Origin of the sequence: Salinivibrio proteolyticus (assembly GCF_001996165.1) — a bacterium.
Lineage (GTDB): Bacteria > Pseudomonadota > Gammaproteobacteria > Enterobacterales > Vibrionaceae > Salinivibrio > Salinivibrio proteolyticus.
The window spans coordinates 118,036-135,691 of record NZ_MUFP01000015.1; the positions used below are offsets into that span (position 1 = coordinate 118,036).

Genomic DNA, 17,656 nt, shown 5'->3' on the forward strand with positions numbered 1-17,656 from the left:
CATTAGCCAATGTGCGTTTGACCGCCCATATATGGACGCAATACCTCAGGGATTTCAATGCGGCCATCTGCTTGTTGGTAATTTTCTAAAATAGCTACCAGAGTACGACCAATGGCCAAGCCAGAACCGTTCAAAGTATGCAACAGCTCAGGTTTTTTCTCGCCTTTGCGGCGGAAACGCGCCTGCATACGGCGTGCTTGGAAGTCTTGCATGTTTGAGCATGAAGAAATCTCACGGTAGGTGTTTTGTGCAGGTAACCAGACTTCAAGATCGTAAGTTTTCGCCGCGCCAAAGCCCATATCGCCCGTACACAGTAACACTTTACGATATGGCAGGTTAAGCAGTTGCAACACCTTCTCTGCATCCGCAGTGAGTGATTCAAGCGCTTGCATAGAATCTTCTGGCTTAACGACTTTGACCAGTTCAACTTTATCAAACTGGTGCATACGAATCAGGCCACGGGTATCGCGACCATACGAGCCAGCTTCTGAACGGAAACACGGTGTGTGTGCCGTCATGCACAGCGGCAAATCGGCCTCGTCAACGATTTCATCACGCACCATGTTAGTCAGCGGTACTTCCGCGGTTGGGATCAAAGACATGCCAACCCCTTCTTCGGTGGCCGGCTTGGTGTTAAACAAATCTTCACCAAATTTCGGCAACTGACCCGTACCATAAAGGCTGTCAGCATTGACCAAGTAAGGCACATACATTTCGGTGTAACCGTGCTCGTTGGTGTGCAAATCGAGCATAAACTGGGCCAAGGCACGATGCATACGCGCCATCTGCCCTTTCATCACAATGAAGCGTGAGCCTGACAGTTTCACCGCACTGGCGAAATCAAGCCCGCCAGAAAGTTCGCCCAAGTCAACGTGATCTTTGATTTCAAAATCAAACTGACGCGGCTCACCCCAACGAGATACTTCGAGGTTTTCAGACTCGTCTTTACCCGTTGGGACTTCATCGGCTGGCAAGTTTGGCACCGCCATTACCACGTCGTTCACTTTCTGTTGCAGTTCAGCCAGCTCGGCTTTTGCAGCGTCCAGCTCGTCACCCAAGTTCGCGACTTCTGCTAGTAGTGGCGCAATGTCCTCACCCTTCGCTTTTGCCTGGCCAATGGACTTCGATCGGGAGTTACGCTCTGCTTGCAATTGTTCGGTGCGAATCTGCAGGGATTTACGTTGTTCCTCGAGTTCACGTATAGCGTCAACATCGAGCGTAAAGCCACGACGAGCGAGTTTTTGAGCCGTTTCTTCCAGCTCAGTTCGAAGTAATTTGGAATCCAGCATGCTAATCCTGTGCTTTCGGGTTGATTAGTTGATTATCACTTGTCATCACGATTTGAAGACAAGCTGCGATCGTGCGTATTGTATAACGCGATTGGCCGAGGGTGACCGTGGATGTCACCACTACTAGGCGACTGCGCCTTCATGGTGCAGCCGGACTTTAAACCTTACCCAAAAAGGGTGAAGTTGCCTAGCGCTTTTGCGGGCTTTTTGCGTCAAGCTCGTCCAGAAAGGCGAGCTTTTCAGCGATTTTAATTTCTAGCCCGCGATTAACGGGCTGGTAATAACGCACATCACTGACTTCATCGGGCAAATAACGCTCACCGGCGGCGTAGGCATTCGGTTCATCATGGGCATAACGATACCCGTCGCCATGTCCCAAACTTTCCATCAGGGCCGTCGGTGCATTGCGAAGGTGCATCGGTACAGGCGCATTCGCCGTGGCTTTTGCATCGCGCAGCGCTTGTTTCCACGCGGTGTAGACTGCATTGCTTTTAGGGGCACAGGCAAGATACACCGCCGCTTGTGCGATCGCGCGTTCACCTTCCGCTGGCCCTACGCGGGTAAAGCAATCCCATGCGTTCAATGCAACCTGCATGGCTCGCGGATCGGCGTTACCCACGTCTTCAGAGGCGATCGCTAACAATCGACGCGCCACGTACAAGGGATCACCACCCGCGGACACGATACGGGCATACCAGTACAAGGCGGCATCTGGGTTAGAGCCGCGCACGGACTTATGAAATGCTGAAATGAGGTCATACCATGCGTCGCCTTGCTTATCGAACTGTGCCACCTTTTCCCCAGCGACGTCTTTCAGCATCGTCATGGTCACCGAGCCATCAGCCATATCGGCTAACATTTCCAGCAGGTTCAAAGCCATGCGCGCATCGCCACTACAGGTGTCCGCCAGAGCGTCTTTCACTCCCGTATCAAAACGTAGCTCTCGCTCACCGAGCCCACGGTTTTTATCCGCCAATGCTTGGTCAATCACCGCAATCAAATCATCACGCTCAAGCGCACTCAGCCGGTACACCCGCGCACGTGATAACAAGGCGTTGTTTAACTCAAAAGAGGGGTTTTCAGTCGTGGCACCAATAAAGGTGACTGTCCCCGCTTCAACATGCGGTAAAAACGCGTCTTGTTGGCTTTTGTTGAAACGGTGAACCTCATCAACAAACAGGACAGTACGTACTCCGGCTTGTTTATTCTGCTCTGCACGCACAATCGCATCGCGAATTTCTTTCACGCCAGAAGTCACCGCAGACAATCGCTCGATTTCCGCATTGGCTTGACGAGCAGCGATATCTGCCAAGGTGGTTTTGCCAGTACCCGGTGGGCCCCAAAAAATCATTGAATGCAGGCTGCCAGACTCGATGGCGCGGCGAAGAGGCTTGCCCTCAGCCAATAAATGCTGTTGGCCGATGTACTGACTTAACGAAACCGGCCGCATGCGAGCTGCAAGCGGCCGAAAGTCGTCAGCAAAATCTAGCGGTAGTGTCGACAATCTTCTCTCCCGTGATTAACGCGGCTGACGTTGATCATCCACCAGCACCGAGTCCGGTGGTGTAAATTCAAACAAGGATGCATCCGGTGCCTGACGACTAAACTGGCTGAGCGTGAATTGGCTTTGCTGTCCATCTTGCTCGGTCACCCGAAAATGGGTCAAGGTGCCATCCGGTTTTACCGTCACGGCAAAGGTGCCAATACTCCCTACCGTTTTTGGGGTCAGTGTAAAGGTGTCACCTTGCTGGGTAATGGTATACGTCTGCCAATCGTCTGGCTGATTGCGGGTTAACAACACAAACGGAGTTTGTGCAGTCGCATCATCTAACCACATCGCAGTGACTTGCTCGACAAACGGGCTGTAGTACCACAATGTTTCCCCATCAGAGATCATGATATTTTCATCGGGTGCGGTCGTGGTCCAGTTGAATAAGTTAGGACGTTCAATGGATAGTCGTCCTTTTGCAGCGTGGATCTGCTCCCCTTCCGGGCTGATCACAGCCTGTTCAAAATTGGCGCTAAAGGCATCCACTTTACTCAATCGGTCCATCAGCTGCTGCTGGGCAGTGGATTGCGCTTGAACAGCAACCGCAAACATCAACGTTAGCATCGCGATTAGGTGGCGATAAAAAGCTTTCATTTTCATACAACGTCCATCTGATTACGCTTTCGGTGGCGGTGGCGCCAACACTTCTCGGTTACCGTTATGGCCCGGAGAACTTACGACACCGTGTGCTTCCAGTTGTTCCACAATTCGAGCCGCACGGTTATAACCAATTTTAAAGCGGCGTTGCACCCCTGAGACAGAGCCGCGGCGGCTTTCGGTGACAAACTCAACCACTTGGTCAAACAGCTGATCCAGCTCTTCGCCGTCTGCGCCCGTCGGCGTTTCTCCCGGCAATAAGCTATCGGACCCCTGATCGCCATGAGTGATCTCTTCGAGATACTGCGGCTTACCGCGCGCTTTCCAGTTATTCACCACACGGTGTACTTCTTCGTCACTGACAAACGCGCCGTGCACACGGATAGGATGGTTAGAGCCGTTGGGCATGAACAACATATCCCCCATGCCTAACAGCGACTCTGCGCCCCCTTGGTCCAAGATGGTGCGCGAGTCAGTTTTCGTGGAGACGGTGAAAGCCATCCGGGTCGGAATGTTCGCTTTGATAAGGCCGGTGATCACATCAACGGATGGGCGCTGGGTGGCAAGCACTAGGTGAATACCCGCGGCTCGGGCCTTTTGCGCCAAACGGGCGATCAGCTCTTCCACTTTTTTGCCCACCACCATCATCAAATCGGAAAACTCATCAACGACCACGACGATATAGGGCAGCTTCTCAAGCGTAGGAGCCGTTTCATCCATGCTATCACTCGGCTTCCAGAGTGGGTCTGGAATCGGGTTATTCGCCGCCTCAGCGGCTTTGACTTTCTCGTTAAAACCTTTGAGGTTACGGACACCTAACGCCGACATTAGCTTGTAGCGTCGCTCCATCTCGCCAACACACCAGCGCAATGCATTGCCCGCATCCTTCATGTCGGTGACCACTTCGGTGAGCAAGTGCGGGATCCCCTCATACACGGAAAGCTCCAGCATTTTCGGGTCGATCATGATAAAGCGGACATCTTCGGGTGCCGCTTTGTAAAGCATACTGACGATCATAACGTTCACACCCACCGACTTACCCGACCCAGTCGTACCGGCGACCAGTAAGTGAGGGGCTTTGCCTAAATCGGTCACAATCGCTTCACCAGCAATGTCTTTTCCTAACACCACAGAAATCGGCGACTTGCTGTTCTTAAAGCGCTCGCTGCCAACCACTTCCGACATAAAGACGGTCTCGCGGTTTTCATTGGGTAGCTCGAGTCCGATATAAGGTTTACCTGGAATCACTTCCACTACCCGCACCGCGGTGGTCGACAAAGAACGCGCTAAGTCTTTCGACAATCCAGAAATGCGCGACACTTTGACACCCGGCGCTAAGTCCAGCTCAAAACGCGTAATCACGGGTCCGGGATAGACCCCCACAACACGCGCTTGGATTTTATAGTCCTCAAGTCGTGCTTCGACTAACCGTGCGATTTGTTCAAGCTCTTCCCGTGTCGCCTGTGAAGCGGTTTTTCGCGCAGGATCGAGCAAATCTAAGGTCGGGAAAGGCTCGGCAGGTTTTGGCAAGTTTGGCTCATCTTTGACTAAGAAAGGATGGTCGAGCCCAGCAGCCTGTTGCTGGGCTTGCTGTGCTTTACGAATGGTTTCTTGGAACGGATCTTCATCGTCCTCAGCCGCCCCAGCCGCTTGCTCGGCACGCTCTAACTCAGACAAACCGTCTTGATTGCCATAAGTGGTTTCATGAGATACCGACTCACTCGCCATCTCTTCACTTTCGTCACTTTCATCGCTGGATGCATCGGTCTCTTGCCACGGCGGTAACGTTTCATCCTCCGGCGCATCATCCGGCAGTGGTGCGTTCGGTTGGGTTGGTTCGTCTTCTGGCTCGACAACCCCTTGCCACTGTCCCAAGTTAGGCTCAAGGTCATCCCGTGTTTTGCCATCGTCATCGGCGGGTAAGGCTTGTCCCCCAAAGATAATCGGCGTGCTTGGTGCGGCTGAAGTGCTATCCTCTGAGACTTCTTGCACGCTCGGAGACGGGGTGAGACGGCGCAAATCACTTAATTCCATCGGCTCTGCTTCGTCAGTGGCCTTGTCTGACTCTGTGACGGTTTGTGCAGCAGGCTTGCCAAGCTCAGTCACCTTATCGCCACGGAGGCGGTTAACCAACCAAGTAGTGGCCTTTAAGGTCACCGACCCTAGATTATCCACAATGCTTAGCCAAGAGATCCCAGTAAACAATGTAAACCCTGCAGCCCAACAAAACAGCATCACCAATGTGGTGCCTAGTACGTTAAGCAGTGGCAATGCCAAACTGTTAGTGACATCGCCCATTACTCCCCCAGAGGAGAAATGCCAAAAATCATCAAAATTGAGATCGGCTAGCGAACAACTGGTTATGAATAGAACGAAAAGCCCTAATATCCTCGCGGCTAAAATCGTGTAGTTGAGCGGCTCGTCGTCGCCACGGCGGCGCAAGAAAACCCAACCACCCAGCATGGCAGCTGGCGGTAATGGGTAGGCCAAAATACCGAATGAGAAAAAGAGGCTGTCGGCGACCCACGCCCCTAACGAACCTGCCGCATTATGCACATCACCGTGCCAAGCAGTTTGCGACCAAGAGGGATCAGCCGGATTAAAAGACAGCAACGCAACCATCACAAAGACGGCCGCTGCCAGCACCAAGATAAAGCCACACTCTTTCAAACGCTGAGCGCCATCCAATCGCACCTTGGGCTGAGCCGATTTGGGCTCACGACGCAAAGAAAACTCCATCATCACCTGTTTAATACTTTTCGTTATTCGCATTCCCCACCATGGTTTGAGGTTTGCATTCGCCACTGCACTGACTTTACCACATTCGTGCCTGAACAGCAGGCATGATGCGAGTCAGCGATGAATCTTTACCGAGATATCACATAATTGTTGCTGATTAAGGCAAAAAAGAAACCGAGCACTGTGGCTCGGTTTCATCGTTTGGGGGATCGACACCCATGTCGCGATTGGCAAACAGGTTTAGCGGGTGCGAATCACCAAATGATTGCTCTGCTTCACCTCTTCCATTACCACGTAGGTGCGTGTGTCATTCACACCGGGCAAACGCAGCAAGGTTTCACCCAATAACTTGCGATATGCCGACATATCAGCTACTCGTGTTTTAAGTAAGTAGTCAAAATCACCGGAGACAAGATGACACTCTTGGATGTCTTCCAGTGTTTGAACCGCTTTATTGAATTGCTCAAACACATCTGGTGCGCCACGGTTCAAGGTGATTTCGACAAACACCAGCAATGATGCGTCGAGAAACTGGGGATTGAGCAGCGCCGTATAGCCAGTGATATAGCCTTGGCGCTCCAAGCGACGGACACGTTCGAGACAGGGGGTAGGAGAAAGACCGACTCGTTTAGATAACTCAACGTTTGAAACACGCCCATCCTTTTGGAGCTCATTCAGGATGTTGCGGTCAATGCGGTCCAATTCCTTGGAGGGCTTTTTTTTGGTATCTACCATTTTTTATTCCACCTTGTTACTTCCTTGCAAAAAGATATACCGAATTAAATAACATCTTTATAAATTTTAGCATCAAATGCTGATTTTTTCCCTTTATACTAGCCTGAAAATTGACAATATCAACAACTAGCCAGCCGATAACACTGAATAAACAAGAGGWGACAGCATGATCATTGGCGTTCCAAAAGAGATCAAAAACCATGAATACCGCGTTGGTATGGTTCCAGCAAGTGTCCGCGAACTCATTTCTCACGGCCACTCCGTTTACGTAGAGACCAACGCTGGTAACGGTATTGGCTTCTCTGACGACGACTATAAAGCCGCCGGCGCATCTATCCTTCCTACCGCGGCTGACGTGTTCGCCAAGGCCGAGATGATTGTTAAAGTCAAAGAGCCGCAAGCGGTTGAGCGTGCCATGCTCCGTGAAGGACAGATTTTATTCACCTATCTGCATCTTGCACCAGATTTTCCACAAACAGAAGACTTAATTAAGAGTAAAGCCGTCTGTATCGCCTATGAAACCGTAACAGATTCTAAAGGTCGATTGCCACTCCTTGCACCTATGTCTGAGGTAGCGGGCCGTATGTCTATTCAAGCAGGTGCACAAGCACTGGAGAAATCACACGGCGGCTCAGGCATGCTGCTAAGTGGTGTTCCGGGCGTTGAACCGGCCAAAATCGTAGTACTCGGCGGTGGTGTTGTCGGTTCAAACGCAGCACGCATGGCCGTTGGCCTACGTGCTGACGTAACTATTTTAGACAAAAATGTCGATACACTGCGTCGTTTGGATGAAGAATTCCAAGGTCGCGCAAAAGTGGTCTACTCCACAGAAGAAACACTGGAGCAACACGTTCTCAATGCTGATCTGGTTATCGGTGCGGTACTGATCCCAGGTGCAGCCGCGCCAAAACTGGTTAACGAAGACCATATCAAGCGCATGAAACCAGGTGCGGCCGTGGTCGATGTCGCCATTGACCAAGGCGGCTGTTTTGCGACATCACACGCGACCACCCATGCGGATCCAACCTACATTGTTGATGATGTGGTTCACTACTGTGTCGCTAACATGCCTGGAGCGGTTGCTCGCACCTCTACCGTTGCTCTCAACAACGCGACCCTGCCTTATATCGTGAAGTTGGCTAACAAAGGCTATCGCGATGCCTTGGTAGAAGATCAACACCTGCGCAATGGTTTAAACGTCATTCATGGTCAAGTCACCATCAAAGAAGTGGCTGAAGGCTTTGAACTTCCTTACGTTGATGCCATGGACGCATTAAAAGCCGCACATTAATGTGCGTTTTGTACCCTACAATCACAGGGCACCGTCACGGTGCCCTTTCTTTACCCGTCCAATTTACCTACAATCAGGCCATTCAAAACGAACCTCTATCCTGCCCGGAGACGTGAATGAGTAACATTAAGCATGCTAACCTATTGATCCTTGGCTCAGGCCCTGCTGGCTACACTGCTGCTGTTTATGCGGCGCGTGCCAACCTGAATCCAGTCATGATCACGGGTATGCAACAAGGCGGCCAGCTAACCACCACCACAGATGTAGAAAACTGGCCTGGCGATCCAGAAGGCCTCACGGGTCCAGCCTTGATGGACCGCATGAAAGACCATGCGGAGAAATTCGACACCGAGATTATTTTTGATCACGTCAACGACGTTGATCTGTCTCAGCGCCCATTTCGTTTAAAAGGCGACAGTGGCGAATACACCTGCGATGCCTTAATTATTTCGACAGGTGCATCCGCACAATATCTTGGTTTACCATCAGAAGAAGCCTTTAAAGGCCGTGGTGTCTCCGCCTGTGCAACCTGCGATGGTTTTTTCTATCGAAACCAAAAAGTGGCTGTGATTGGCGGTGGTAATACCGCGGTCGAAGAAGCCTTGTATTTGTCTAACATCGCCTCTGAAGTCCATGTAGTGCACCGCCGTGATAGCTTCCGTGCGGAAAAAATCCTTGTGGATCGTATGATGGACAAAGTTGAGAACGGTAACATCGTTTTACACACTGACCGTGTGCTAGACGAGGTACTCGGCGATGAAATGGGCGTCACGGCCGTGCGCTTAAAAGATACCCAAAGTGATGCGACAGAAACGCTGGATGTAATGGGCGTATTCGTCGCTATCGGTCATAAGCCAAACACTGACATTTTTGCCGGTCAATTGGAGATGGAAAACGGATACATCAAAGTGGCTTCCGGCCTGAACGGTAACGCCACACAAACCAGCATTGAAGGCGTTTTTGCCGCTGGCGATGTGATGGATCATGTCTACCGCCAAGCGATCACGTCAGCGGGCACCGGCTGCATGGCAGCACTCGATGCTGAGCGCTACCTTGACGGGTTAGCTGAGAAGTAACCCTCGCGCGATCCCACGCAGGCTGTCCCTGAGCAGCCTGCTCTGCCTCACTCGCAGGCCTTTCATAAAACAATAAGACGATATGGATAAATCTAAACAGCGGGCGCTAACGAAATGGCTCAAGTCGCAGAGCGTGTTAGCCAAACCCTGGTTAGTTGCGACGATTGGCATAGCCTTTACATCTGGACTGCTACTCATTGCCCAAGCAGCGCTCCTCGCCCATTTGCTTTATCAGCTCATTATCGAACAAGCCGATAAATACAGTTTACTGCCCAGTTTCATTGGTCTGGGGGTCGTAGTATTACTGCGTGCGGCCTGTAGTTGGGCCAAAGAGCGAACAGGCTATCGCTGTGGCCAAACTATTCGCCACCATATTCGCCAGTTGATCTTGAATCGTCTTCATGAACTCGGCCCCGTGAGTATTCAAGGTCGTCCGGCGGGCAGTTGGGCTAGCTTGCTCCTCGAGCAAGTCGAAGAATTACAGGACTTCTTTGCCCGCTATTTACCGCAAATGGCGATTGCCGTACTGATCCCCGTGGTGATTCTCGTCACCGTGTTCCCGATCAATTGGGCCTCCGGCTTGATATTCTTGATTACCGCACCGCTAGTGCCCTTTTTTATGGCCTTGGTGGGGATCAAAGCCGCCGACGCAAATCGCAAGAATTTCAAAGCACTGCAACGACTGTCAGGCTATTTTTATGACCGTTTGCGTGGCTTACCGACACTGCGACTATTCAATCGCACTGATGCAGAAGCCGAACAACTGCATCTAGCGTCACACACCTTCCGTAAACGAACCATGGAAGTGCTACGACTGGCTTTCTTGTCGTCTGCCGTGCTCGAGTTTTTTACGGCCATTTCCATTGCAGTTGTGGCTGTCTATTTCGGTTTCAGTTTCATTGGTGAACTGAACTTTGGCCACTATGGTGCCCCGATATCGCTATTTACCGGCCTATTTGTGCTGGTGCTCGCGCCTGAGTTTTACCAGCCATTACGTGATCTTGGCACGTTTTATCACGCCAAAGCCCAAGCGATTGGGGCTGCCGAATCCATCGTCGAGTTTCTCGATGCGCAACCGGATACCGGCACACAAGGCCAAGAGACACCCGATCTAGAGGCTGTCACCATCACCGCGCGTGACCTCGAAGTGCTCAGCCCTGATGGCCATGTCTTGGCGGGGCCGCTCAACTTTGACGTCAAAGCCGGTGAGCATATTGCACTTATTGGCGTCAGTGGCGCAGGTAAGTCGAGCCTATTGAATGCACTGCTCGGCTTTTTACCCTATCGCGGCAGTTTGGTCATTAACGGTTGTGAGCGCCGAGCGCTCTCACTCACCCATTGGCGCCAAGCGATCAGTTGGGTAGGCCAAAATCCACAGCTATTCCATGGCTCTATTCGTGACAACATTGCGCTCGCCAACCCTGATGCCACGCCTGAATCGATTAATCATGTAATGACACAAGCCTATGTCGATGAGTTTGTTATGCGCCTGACCGACGGGCTGGCTCATCCCGTTGGCGATCGTAACGGCGGGCTATCAGTCGGCCAAGCACAGCGTATCGCGGTTGCACGTGCTTTATTGCAAGACGGTGCACTATGGGTATTGGATGAGCCGACGGCAAGCCTCGATGCCCACAGCGAGCAGCTGGTCAATTTGAGCTTACACACAGCGACCCAAGGAAAAACCTGTATTCAGGTGTCACACCGCCTCGATGCGCTCGACAACAGCGATCAGGTTTGGGTCATGGCTGATGGCGCCATCACTCAGCAAGGTAAATTCAAGGATATCGCCGCTCAAGGGCAGCTTGCTGACATGCTGGCCTCAGCAGACAGGAGAAATCTCGATGCGTGAACTACTCCCCTACTTACGCCTGTATAAGCGTCACTGGTTTGGTCTTAGCTTGGGTATGGTGTTGGCGTTTGCCACCTTGTTTGCCGCGATTGGCCTATTAACCTTATCAGGCTGGTTTATCGCTGCGGCGGCCGTGGCTGGACTCACTGGCATGGCCACCTTCAATTACATGTTGCCCGCTGCTGGCGTGCGTGGTTTTTCTATCGGCCGTACCTTTGGGCGCTGGGCAGAGCGCGTCGTCAGCCACAATGCCACGTTTAAATTGCTTGCCGACCTGCGGGTAGCGTTTTTCCGTAAGCTTGCGCCTTTGGTGCCGGATCAAACCCTGAATGTGCGTGATGGCGACCTGCTCAATCGCATGGTGGCCGATGTTGATGCGATGGATCACGTCTACCTGCGCTTGGTCAGCCCCATGGTTGTTGGCGCCCTCGGCGTCCTTGCAGTGAGCCTGTTTTTGGGTTGGTTCGACCCAACCTTAGGGCTAGCGTTAGGCGGCTGTTTATTGGCGTTACTGCTGGGGTTACCCGTTATTTTTTACCATCTTGGTAAACAACATGGCCGCCAGCAATTAGAACAAAATGCCGCTACCCGAATCGCGCTACTCGATTGGCTGCAAGGCCATGCTGAACTCGCCCTTTTTGGCGCAGAATCCCGTTATCGTGCACGGATTGATGACAGTGAAAAAGCCATGTTAGCCGCGCAGGCGAACATGGCAAACGTCACAGGCTGGGCCAATGCGGTGCTCATGGCGGCAACTGGTTTAACCCTAGTTTTGATGATTTGGTTAGCTGCCGATGGTGTAGGTGGCCGCTTGCCCGATCCGCTTATTGCTATGGTCGCGTTTACCACGATGGCAAGCTTTGAGTTGATGATGCCCATCACCGCGGCTTTCCAATATTTGGGGAAAACCCTGACCGCGGCTAAGCGGCTCAACCGGATTACCGAGCGTACTCCCAGTGTCTATTTTCCGCCGCAAGGACATACCGATGCGGTGCAAGGTGAGCTCAAGCTGGATAACGTCGGTTATCAATACCCAGAAACTGCAAACCCTGCCTTAAACCGCATTTCTTTGCACGTAAATGCGGGGCAAAAAGTGGCGCTACTCGGTCGAACCGGATGTGGAAAATCAACCCTGCTTAGCTTGTTAACACGCGCATGGGATCCAAGCAACGGCGAGATCCATCTTGACGGCAAGCCGTTACGTCAATGGTCAGAACCTGCGTTACGCCAAGCGATTTCTGTGGTCACACAACGGGTCGACATGTTTAATGGCACCTTGCGCGATAACCTGATCTTGGCATGCCCGCAGGCCAGTGACGAGACGCTGACGCAAGTGTTAACCCAAGTAGGCTTGCAGACCTTGCTGGTCGAGCCAGGACTCAATGCATGGATGGGAGATGGAGGCCGACAGCTTTCTGGTGGCGAGCGACGACGGATTGGCATTGCGCGTGCCCTTCTGCATGACGCACCTATCGTTCTATTAGATGAGCCAACCGAAGGGCTAGATGTGCAAACGGAGGCGCAGATCCTATCCTTACTACAGACACATTGTGCAAACAAAACCGTGGTGTTTATCACTCACCGTTTGGTCGGGCTTGAGCAAATGGACACCATTTGTCTCATGGATGCCGGTGAGATTGTCGAACAAGGCGATCATACTGCACTCATGGCGGCAAACGGACGCTATGCACAACTGCGACAACGCTTGTAACACATGGAGAGACTGCGGGTATGACCCTCTTTTTGCCGCCATTAGCGGCAGATGATTTTCGCTTTCCTCCGGTGAGCGATGCACTCGTCCACCCAGATGGCCTGTTAGCCATTGGCGGTGATCTCTCGGCTGCACGGCTGATGTCTGCCTATCGTAGTGGTATTTTTCCTTGGTTTGGTGAAGAAGACCCGTTACTTTGGTGGTCGCCAAGCGAACGGGCCATCATTCGTCCCTCTGACTTTCACGTCAGTCGCAGCTTGCGCAAAGCGGCGCGCAAAAGCCAAGTGACCGTGACCATCAATCACGCCTTCGAGGCAGTGATTCATCAATGTGCCGCCATCAGAGGCCCTGAGCAAACTTGGATCACCGATGAGATGCGTGAGGCCTACCTTGCCCTCCACCAGCAGCACGATGCGCACAGTGTCGAAGTGTGGCAAGAGGACCAACTCGTAGGGGGATTGTATGGTGTCGCCGTAGGACAGTTTTTCTGCGGTGAATCCATGTTTTCGCTTATCGATAATGGCTCGAAATTTGCGTTGTGGCAGTTTTGTCGTCACTTTCAAGCTCAAGGAGGTCAGTACATCGATTGCCAAATGATGACGCCTCACCTTGCCTCTCTTGGCGCTAAAGTGTGGCCACGGGATGAGTTTATTCACGCCCTATACGCGGCGCGAGACACACGCTTAAAAGCCGCATATGTGCCGCACGTTATCGCGGACTTTCGAGAGAATCAGTCATGAGCGTCGCGCTAAAAGTCGGCCTTACACCAGCCTCTAGCTGTCAATATATATCGACAGAGAACGAACAGCTTGCGGTCGTGCTATCCCCTGACATGCACCACCCTGAGGGTTACCAGCAACTGATCAAAGCCGGTTTTCGCCGCAGTGGTAACATGATGTATCGCCCGCATTGTCCTCACTGTAATGCGTGCCAATCCTTGCGCATTGATGTCGCCGGGTATCAACCAAGTAAAAGCCAAAAGCGCCATCGCAGCCAACTAAAAAGGCTGCGGGTAAAGGTTAGCGACCAGCTCGACCCAAACTGGTTTTCACTTTACGATCAATACATCACCGCGCGTCATGCTGATGGCAATATGTACCCTGCTCAAGCGCAAGACTTTATTGCTTTCACCCATAGCGACTGGCTTCACCCCTGCTTTATTCATTTGTACGAGCCTGATGGCGGTGAAGAGACCTTGGTTGCTATTGCCGTTACCGATGTGCTGAGTGACGGTTTGAGCGCCTTATACAGCTTTTTTGACCCGTTCCATCGTTTTTCATTAGGGCGCGTCTGCATTCAAGCTCAACTTGAGTACGCTAGCGCCGAGAAAAAATCGTGGCTTTATCTGGGCTATCAAATTGRTGATTGTCCAGCCATGCGTTATAAAGCGGATTACTTCCCGCACCAACGCTTTATAAATCACCAATGGCGACCCTTCAGCTTGCCCATATCCACCGCTTAGTGGCTATTTTTTCTAGCAAGCTTGGCGTCAACAGGGTAAAATTCGCACCCGAACTTTACAGACTTTCAGAATAGAGGCATTATCTGTCGGTCAAAAAATTGGCTAAAACAGTAAGCCTAAGAGGATTCAATGGCAAAAGAAGACGTAATTGAAATGCAAGGTACCGTGCTAGACACGCTACCTAACACTATGTTCCGCGTTGAGCTAGAGAACGGTCACGTGGTGACTGCCCACATTTCAGGCAAGATGCGCAAAAACTATATCCGCATCCTGACCGGCGACAAAGTCACTGTTGAAATGACCCCTTACGATTTGTCGAAAGGTCGCATCGTTTTCCGTTCGCGTTAATCCTCATAACGCGATCAAAAAACCCGGCGCATGCGCCGGGTTTTGCTTATCAGACTTATCTTACGCTTTATGCAGGTTCCATCTGGTCGCTAAATTGGAAATCCAAGCGGTTGTTTTTAAGCACAACACGTACTGTCCCTCCGTTCACTAGGCAGCCAAACAACAGCTCGTTTGCCAACGGCTTTTTCAGGTTGTCTTGAATAACCCTGCCCATTGGACGCGCGCCCATGGCTTTGTCATAGCCCTCTTCGGCAAGCCAGCGCTTCGCTTCGGATGTCACTTCCAGAGACACACCTTTCGCATCCAGCTGAGCTTGTAACTCAACAATAAACTTATCAACCACTTGCAGAATGACCGTTTCATCAAGGTGATTAAACCAAATGATGTTATCTAAACGGTTACGGAATTCCGGTGAGAACACCTTTTTGATTTCCGACATCGCATCGTGACTGTGATCTTGTTGAATCAAGCCAATCGACTTACGGACCGTCTCTGCCACACCAGCGTTGGTGGTCATGACTAAAATGACGTTACGGAAATCCGCTTTGCGGCCATTGTTATCGGTCAACGTCCCGTTATCCATCACTTGTAGCAACAAGTTGAACACGTCCGGGTGCGCTTTTTCGATTTCGTCCAGTAGCACCACCGAGTGTGGATGCTTGATCACCGCATCGGTTAACAGCCCACCTTGGTCGTAACCCACGTAACCTGGAGGCGCACCAATCAGTCGACTCACAGTGTGGCGCTCCATATATTCGGACATATCAAAGCGCTGTAACTCGATCCCCATGGCACGTGCCAGTTGCACCGTAACTTCGGTTTTACCCACACCGGTTGGGCCTGCGAATAAGAACGAACCCACAGGCTTGTTCTCCTCGCCTAAGCCCGCTCGGCTCAGCTTAATCGCTTCCGACAGCGCCGTAATCGCTTTGTCTTGGCCGAACACCAGCATCTTCAATTTATCTTCCAACGACTGAAGCACGTCTTTGTCCGACGACGACACTGATTTTTCTGGGATACGTGCCATCTTGGCAATCATCGACTCGACGTCCGCAACATTCACGGTTTTCTTACGCTTGCTCGCTGGCGCCATCCGACAACGCGCCCCAGCCTCATCAATCACATCAATCGCTTTATCTGGCAAATGACGCTCATTGATGTATTTAGCCGACAGTTCAACCGCAGCACGGATCGCCTTGTTGGTATAACGAACCTCATGGTGCGCTTCATATTTCGGCTTCAAGCCCATCAAAATCTTTGTGGTGTCATCAATAGACGGTTCAATGACATCGATTTTCTGGAAACGACGGGCTAACGCACGCTCCTTCTCAAAGATGGAGCCATATTCTTGGTAGGTTGTAGAGCCAATACAGCGTAACTTACCGCTACTCAGCAATGGCTTAATCAAGTTTGCGGCATCAACTTGTCCGCCACTCGCCGCGCCCGCACCGATAATGGTGTGAATTTCGTCGATAAAGAGTACGGCATGATCTTCTTTCTCAAGCTGCTTTAAAATGGACTTAAAGCGCTTCTCAAAATCGCCACGATATTTGGTGCCTGCCAGAAGCGAGCCAATATCCAGCGAGTAAATCACGCAATCTTTGATGACATCAGGGACTTGCCCTTCTACGATTCTCCATGCGAGGCCTTCAGCGATAGCGGTTTTACCCACGCCGGCTTCGCCGACTAACAGCGGATTGTTCTTGCGACGGCGGCATAGCACCTGAATGGTGCGTTCCAGTTCCTTGTCACGACCAATTAAAGGATCGATGCCCCCGACCCGCGCGAGCTGATTCAGGTTGGTGGCAAAGTTTTCCAGCTTATCTTCACCTGGCTCGCCACTCGCCTCTTCAGCGCCCATGTCGCTACTGGGCAAATCGTCGTTGTCATCTTTCGTGGTGCCGTGAGAGATAAAATTCACCACATCCAAGCGACTCACGTCGTTCTTTTTCAAAAGGTAGGCCGCGTGAGACTCTTGTTCGCTAAATATCGCGACCAATACGTTCGCCCCACTCACTTCGCTGCGCCCTGACGATTGCACGTGGAACACCGCGCGTTGCAGTACACGCTGGAAACTCAGTGTCGGTTGCGTTTCGCGTGATTCGTCATCAACAGGGATAAGAGGGGTAGTTTGCTCAATAAACGCATCGAGCTCTTTACGCAGGCCATCTAGGTCTGCGCGGCAAGCTGTCAGGGCTTCTTGAGCGGCGGCGTTGTCGATTAACGCGAGAAGCAGGTGCTCCACCGTCATGAATTCGTGGCGCTTTTCACGCGCACGTGCAAAGGCTCCGTTGAGACTCGCTTCAAGTTCTTTGTTCAGCATAAGGCACCTCCCTCAATAACCGCGCTAAAGCGTGCCGGAGAAATCATGCTTTCTCCATGGTGCACAGCAATGGATGACCATGCTCTTTGGCGTACATCATCACTTGTGCCACTTTTGTTTCCGCTACCTCTGCGGTGAACACACCGCAAACGGCTTTTCCTTCGTAGTGCACCGTCAGCATGACTTGCGTCGCTTTGTCCACGTCCATGGAAAAAAACGTCTGGAGCACTTCAATGACAAACTCCATCGGCGTGTAGTCATCGTTGTTCAGCACCACCTTGTACATAGATGGCGGTTGTAGCTTCGTCTTCTCTGACGCTGCGATGTCAGCATCAGGGAGCGCCCACTCGTTCCAATTACTCATAACCACTTACAATGCATTGTTTGGGTGTCTAGGCTGTCGTTGTGGCGGGGCGTTGCTGCCATCCACTGATCCCGTCCACCTATCTTTAAAGTTAAGCCACAGATTGTATTCCAGCAACCCTTTCAATGCGAACAAAGTGTGTCTGTGCAATTGTTAGTCACCTACTGATATATCTAGGGGTAAAAGTGCTAAAACGTTCACTGTTCAATAAAAACATCTCTGCCCCCACTATAAGCAATGTACAAAAACAAAGACATTTCACGATTGTGAAGAGGAAATAACTGTGTGGATGGGATTAAAAAAGGGATTTGCGCTAAATC

14 protein-coding genes are annotated in these 17,656 nt (G+C 51.5%); 7 read left to right on the forward strand and 7 right to left on the reverse strand.

The genetic code is table 11. The annotated features are described in order from the left end of the window. Positions 1-2: 2 nt before the first annotated feature. The 5 genes from serS to lrp all read right to left on the reverse strand — a co-directional run bounded on the left by serS (position 3) and on the right by lrp (position 6,909). Positions 3-1,289, reverse strand: a complete 1,287-nt coding sequence (gene serS, locus BZJ19_RS12185; RefSeq protein ID WP_077675836.1) for a serine--tRNA ligase — start codon at positions 1,287-1,289, stop codon at positions 3-5. A 187-nt stretch (positions 1,290-1,476) separates the two neighbouring features. After that, entirely contained in the window at positions 1,477-2,739 is a 1,263-nt protein-coding gene (locus BZJ19_RS12190) for a replication-associated recombination protein A (protein WP_269634998.1), read from the reverse strand. A 69-nt stretch (positions 2,740-2,808) separates the two neighbouring features. Continuing rightward, the gene (lolA, locus tag BZJ19_RS12195; protein ID WP_102136138.1) at positions 2,809-3,438 is read right to left on the reverse strand and encodes an outer membrane lipoprotein periplasmic chaperone LolA; all 630 of its coding nucleotides are present in this window, start codon (positions 3,436-3,438) and stop codon (positions 2,809-2,811) included. A gap of 15 nt (positions 3,439-3,453) precedes the next feature. Next, on the reverse strand, positions 3,454-6,174 hold the full coding sequence (locus BZJ19_RS12200) for a DNA translocase FtsK (protein WP_077675847.1): 2,721 nt from the start codon (positions 6,172-6,174) through the stop codon (positions 3,454-3,456). 240 nt (positions 6,175-6,414) lie between these two features. Further along, positions 6,415-6,909 carry a leucine-responsive transcriptional regulator Lrp gene (gene lrp / locus BZJ19_RS12205; protein ID WP_069588819.1) on the reverse strand — a complete coding sequence of 165 codons (495 nt, stop codon included), beginning with the start codon at positions 6,907-6,909 and terminating at the stop codon, positions 6,415-6,417. 166 nt (positions 6,910-7,075) lie between these two features. Between lrp and ald the strand changes: the two genes are divergently transcribed. From ald to infA, 7 genes are all read left to right on the forward strand, one after another. Then, positions 7,076-8,200: an alanine dehydrogenase gene (gene ald, locus BZJ19_RS12210; RefSeq protein WP_069588818.1), complete on the forward strand. Its 1,125-nt coding sequence runs from the start codon at positions 7,076-7,078 to the stop codon at positions 8,198-8,200. A gap of 116 nt (positions 8,201-8,316) precedes the next feature. After that, positions 8,317-9,276, forward strand: coding sequence for a thioredoxin-disulfide reductase (gene trxB, locus BZJ19_RS12215; protein ID WP_069588816.1), 960 nt, complete (start codon positions 8,317-8,319; stop codon positions 9,274-9,276). Positions 9,277-9,358: 82 nt separating this feature from the next. After that, positions 9,359-11,128, forward strand: a complete 1,770-nt coding sequence (gene cydD, locus BZJ19_RS12220; RefSeq protein WP_077675837.1) for a heme ABC transporter permease/ATP-binding protein CydD — start codon at positions 9,359-9,361, stop codon at positions 11,126-11,128. Next, the gene (gene cydC, locus BZJ19_RS12225) at positions 11,121-12,839 is read left to right on the forward strand and encodes a heme ABC transporter ATP-binding protein/permease CydC (protein ID WP_077675838.1); all 1,719 of its coding nucleotides are present in this window, start codon (positions 11,121-11,123) and stop codon (positions 12,837-12,839) included. Before cydD ends, cydC begins: the two co-directional genes overlap by 8 nt. A gap of 20 nt (positions 12,840-12,859) precedes the next feature. Then, a complete protein-coding gene (gene aat, locus BZJ19_RS12230; RefSeq protein WP_077675839.1) occupies positions 12,860-13,579 on the forward strand; it encodes a leucyl/phenylalanyl-tRNA--protein transferase in 720 nt (239 codons plus the stop codon). Then, positions 13,576-14,301 (forward strand): arginyltransferase, encoded by a 726-nt coding sequence (locus BZJ19_RS12235; RefSeq protein WP_077675840.1) that lies wholly within the window; start codon positions 13,576-13,578, stop codon positions 14,299-14,301. The genes aat and BZJ19_RS12235 overlap by 4 nt, the downstream gene beginning before the upstream one ends. A 129-nt stretch (positions 14,302-14,430) precedes the next feature. Beyond that, positions 14,431-14,649, forward strand: coding sequence for a translation initiation factor IF-1 (gene infA, locus BZJ19_RS12240; protein WP_069588804.1), 219 nt, complete (start codon positions 14,431-14,433; stop codon positions 14,647-14,649). Positions 14,650-14,716: 67 nt separating this feature from the next. On the opposite strand, the gene clpA is transcribed toward infA, so the two are convergent. After that, positions 14,717-16,972 (reverse strand): ATP-dependent Clp protease ATP-binding subunit ClpA, encoded by a 2,256-nt coding sequence (clpA, locus tag BZJ19_RS12245; RefSeq protein WP_077455191.1) that lies wholly within the window; start codon positions 16,970-16,972, stop codon positions 14,717-14,719. A gap of 43 nt (positions 16,973-17,015) precedes the next feature. After that, the gene (gene clpS / locus BZJ19_RS12250) at positions 17,016-17,336 is read right to left on the reverse strand and encodes an ATP-dependent Clp protease adapter ClpS (RefSeq protein ID WP_077661727.1); all 321 of its coding nucleotides are present in this window, start codon (positions 17,334-17,336) and stop codon (positions 17,016-17,018) included. Between the last annotated feature and the right edge of the window lie 320 nt (positions 17,337-17,656).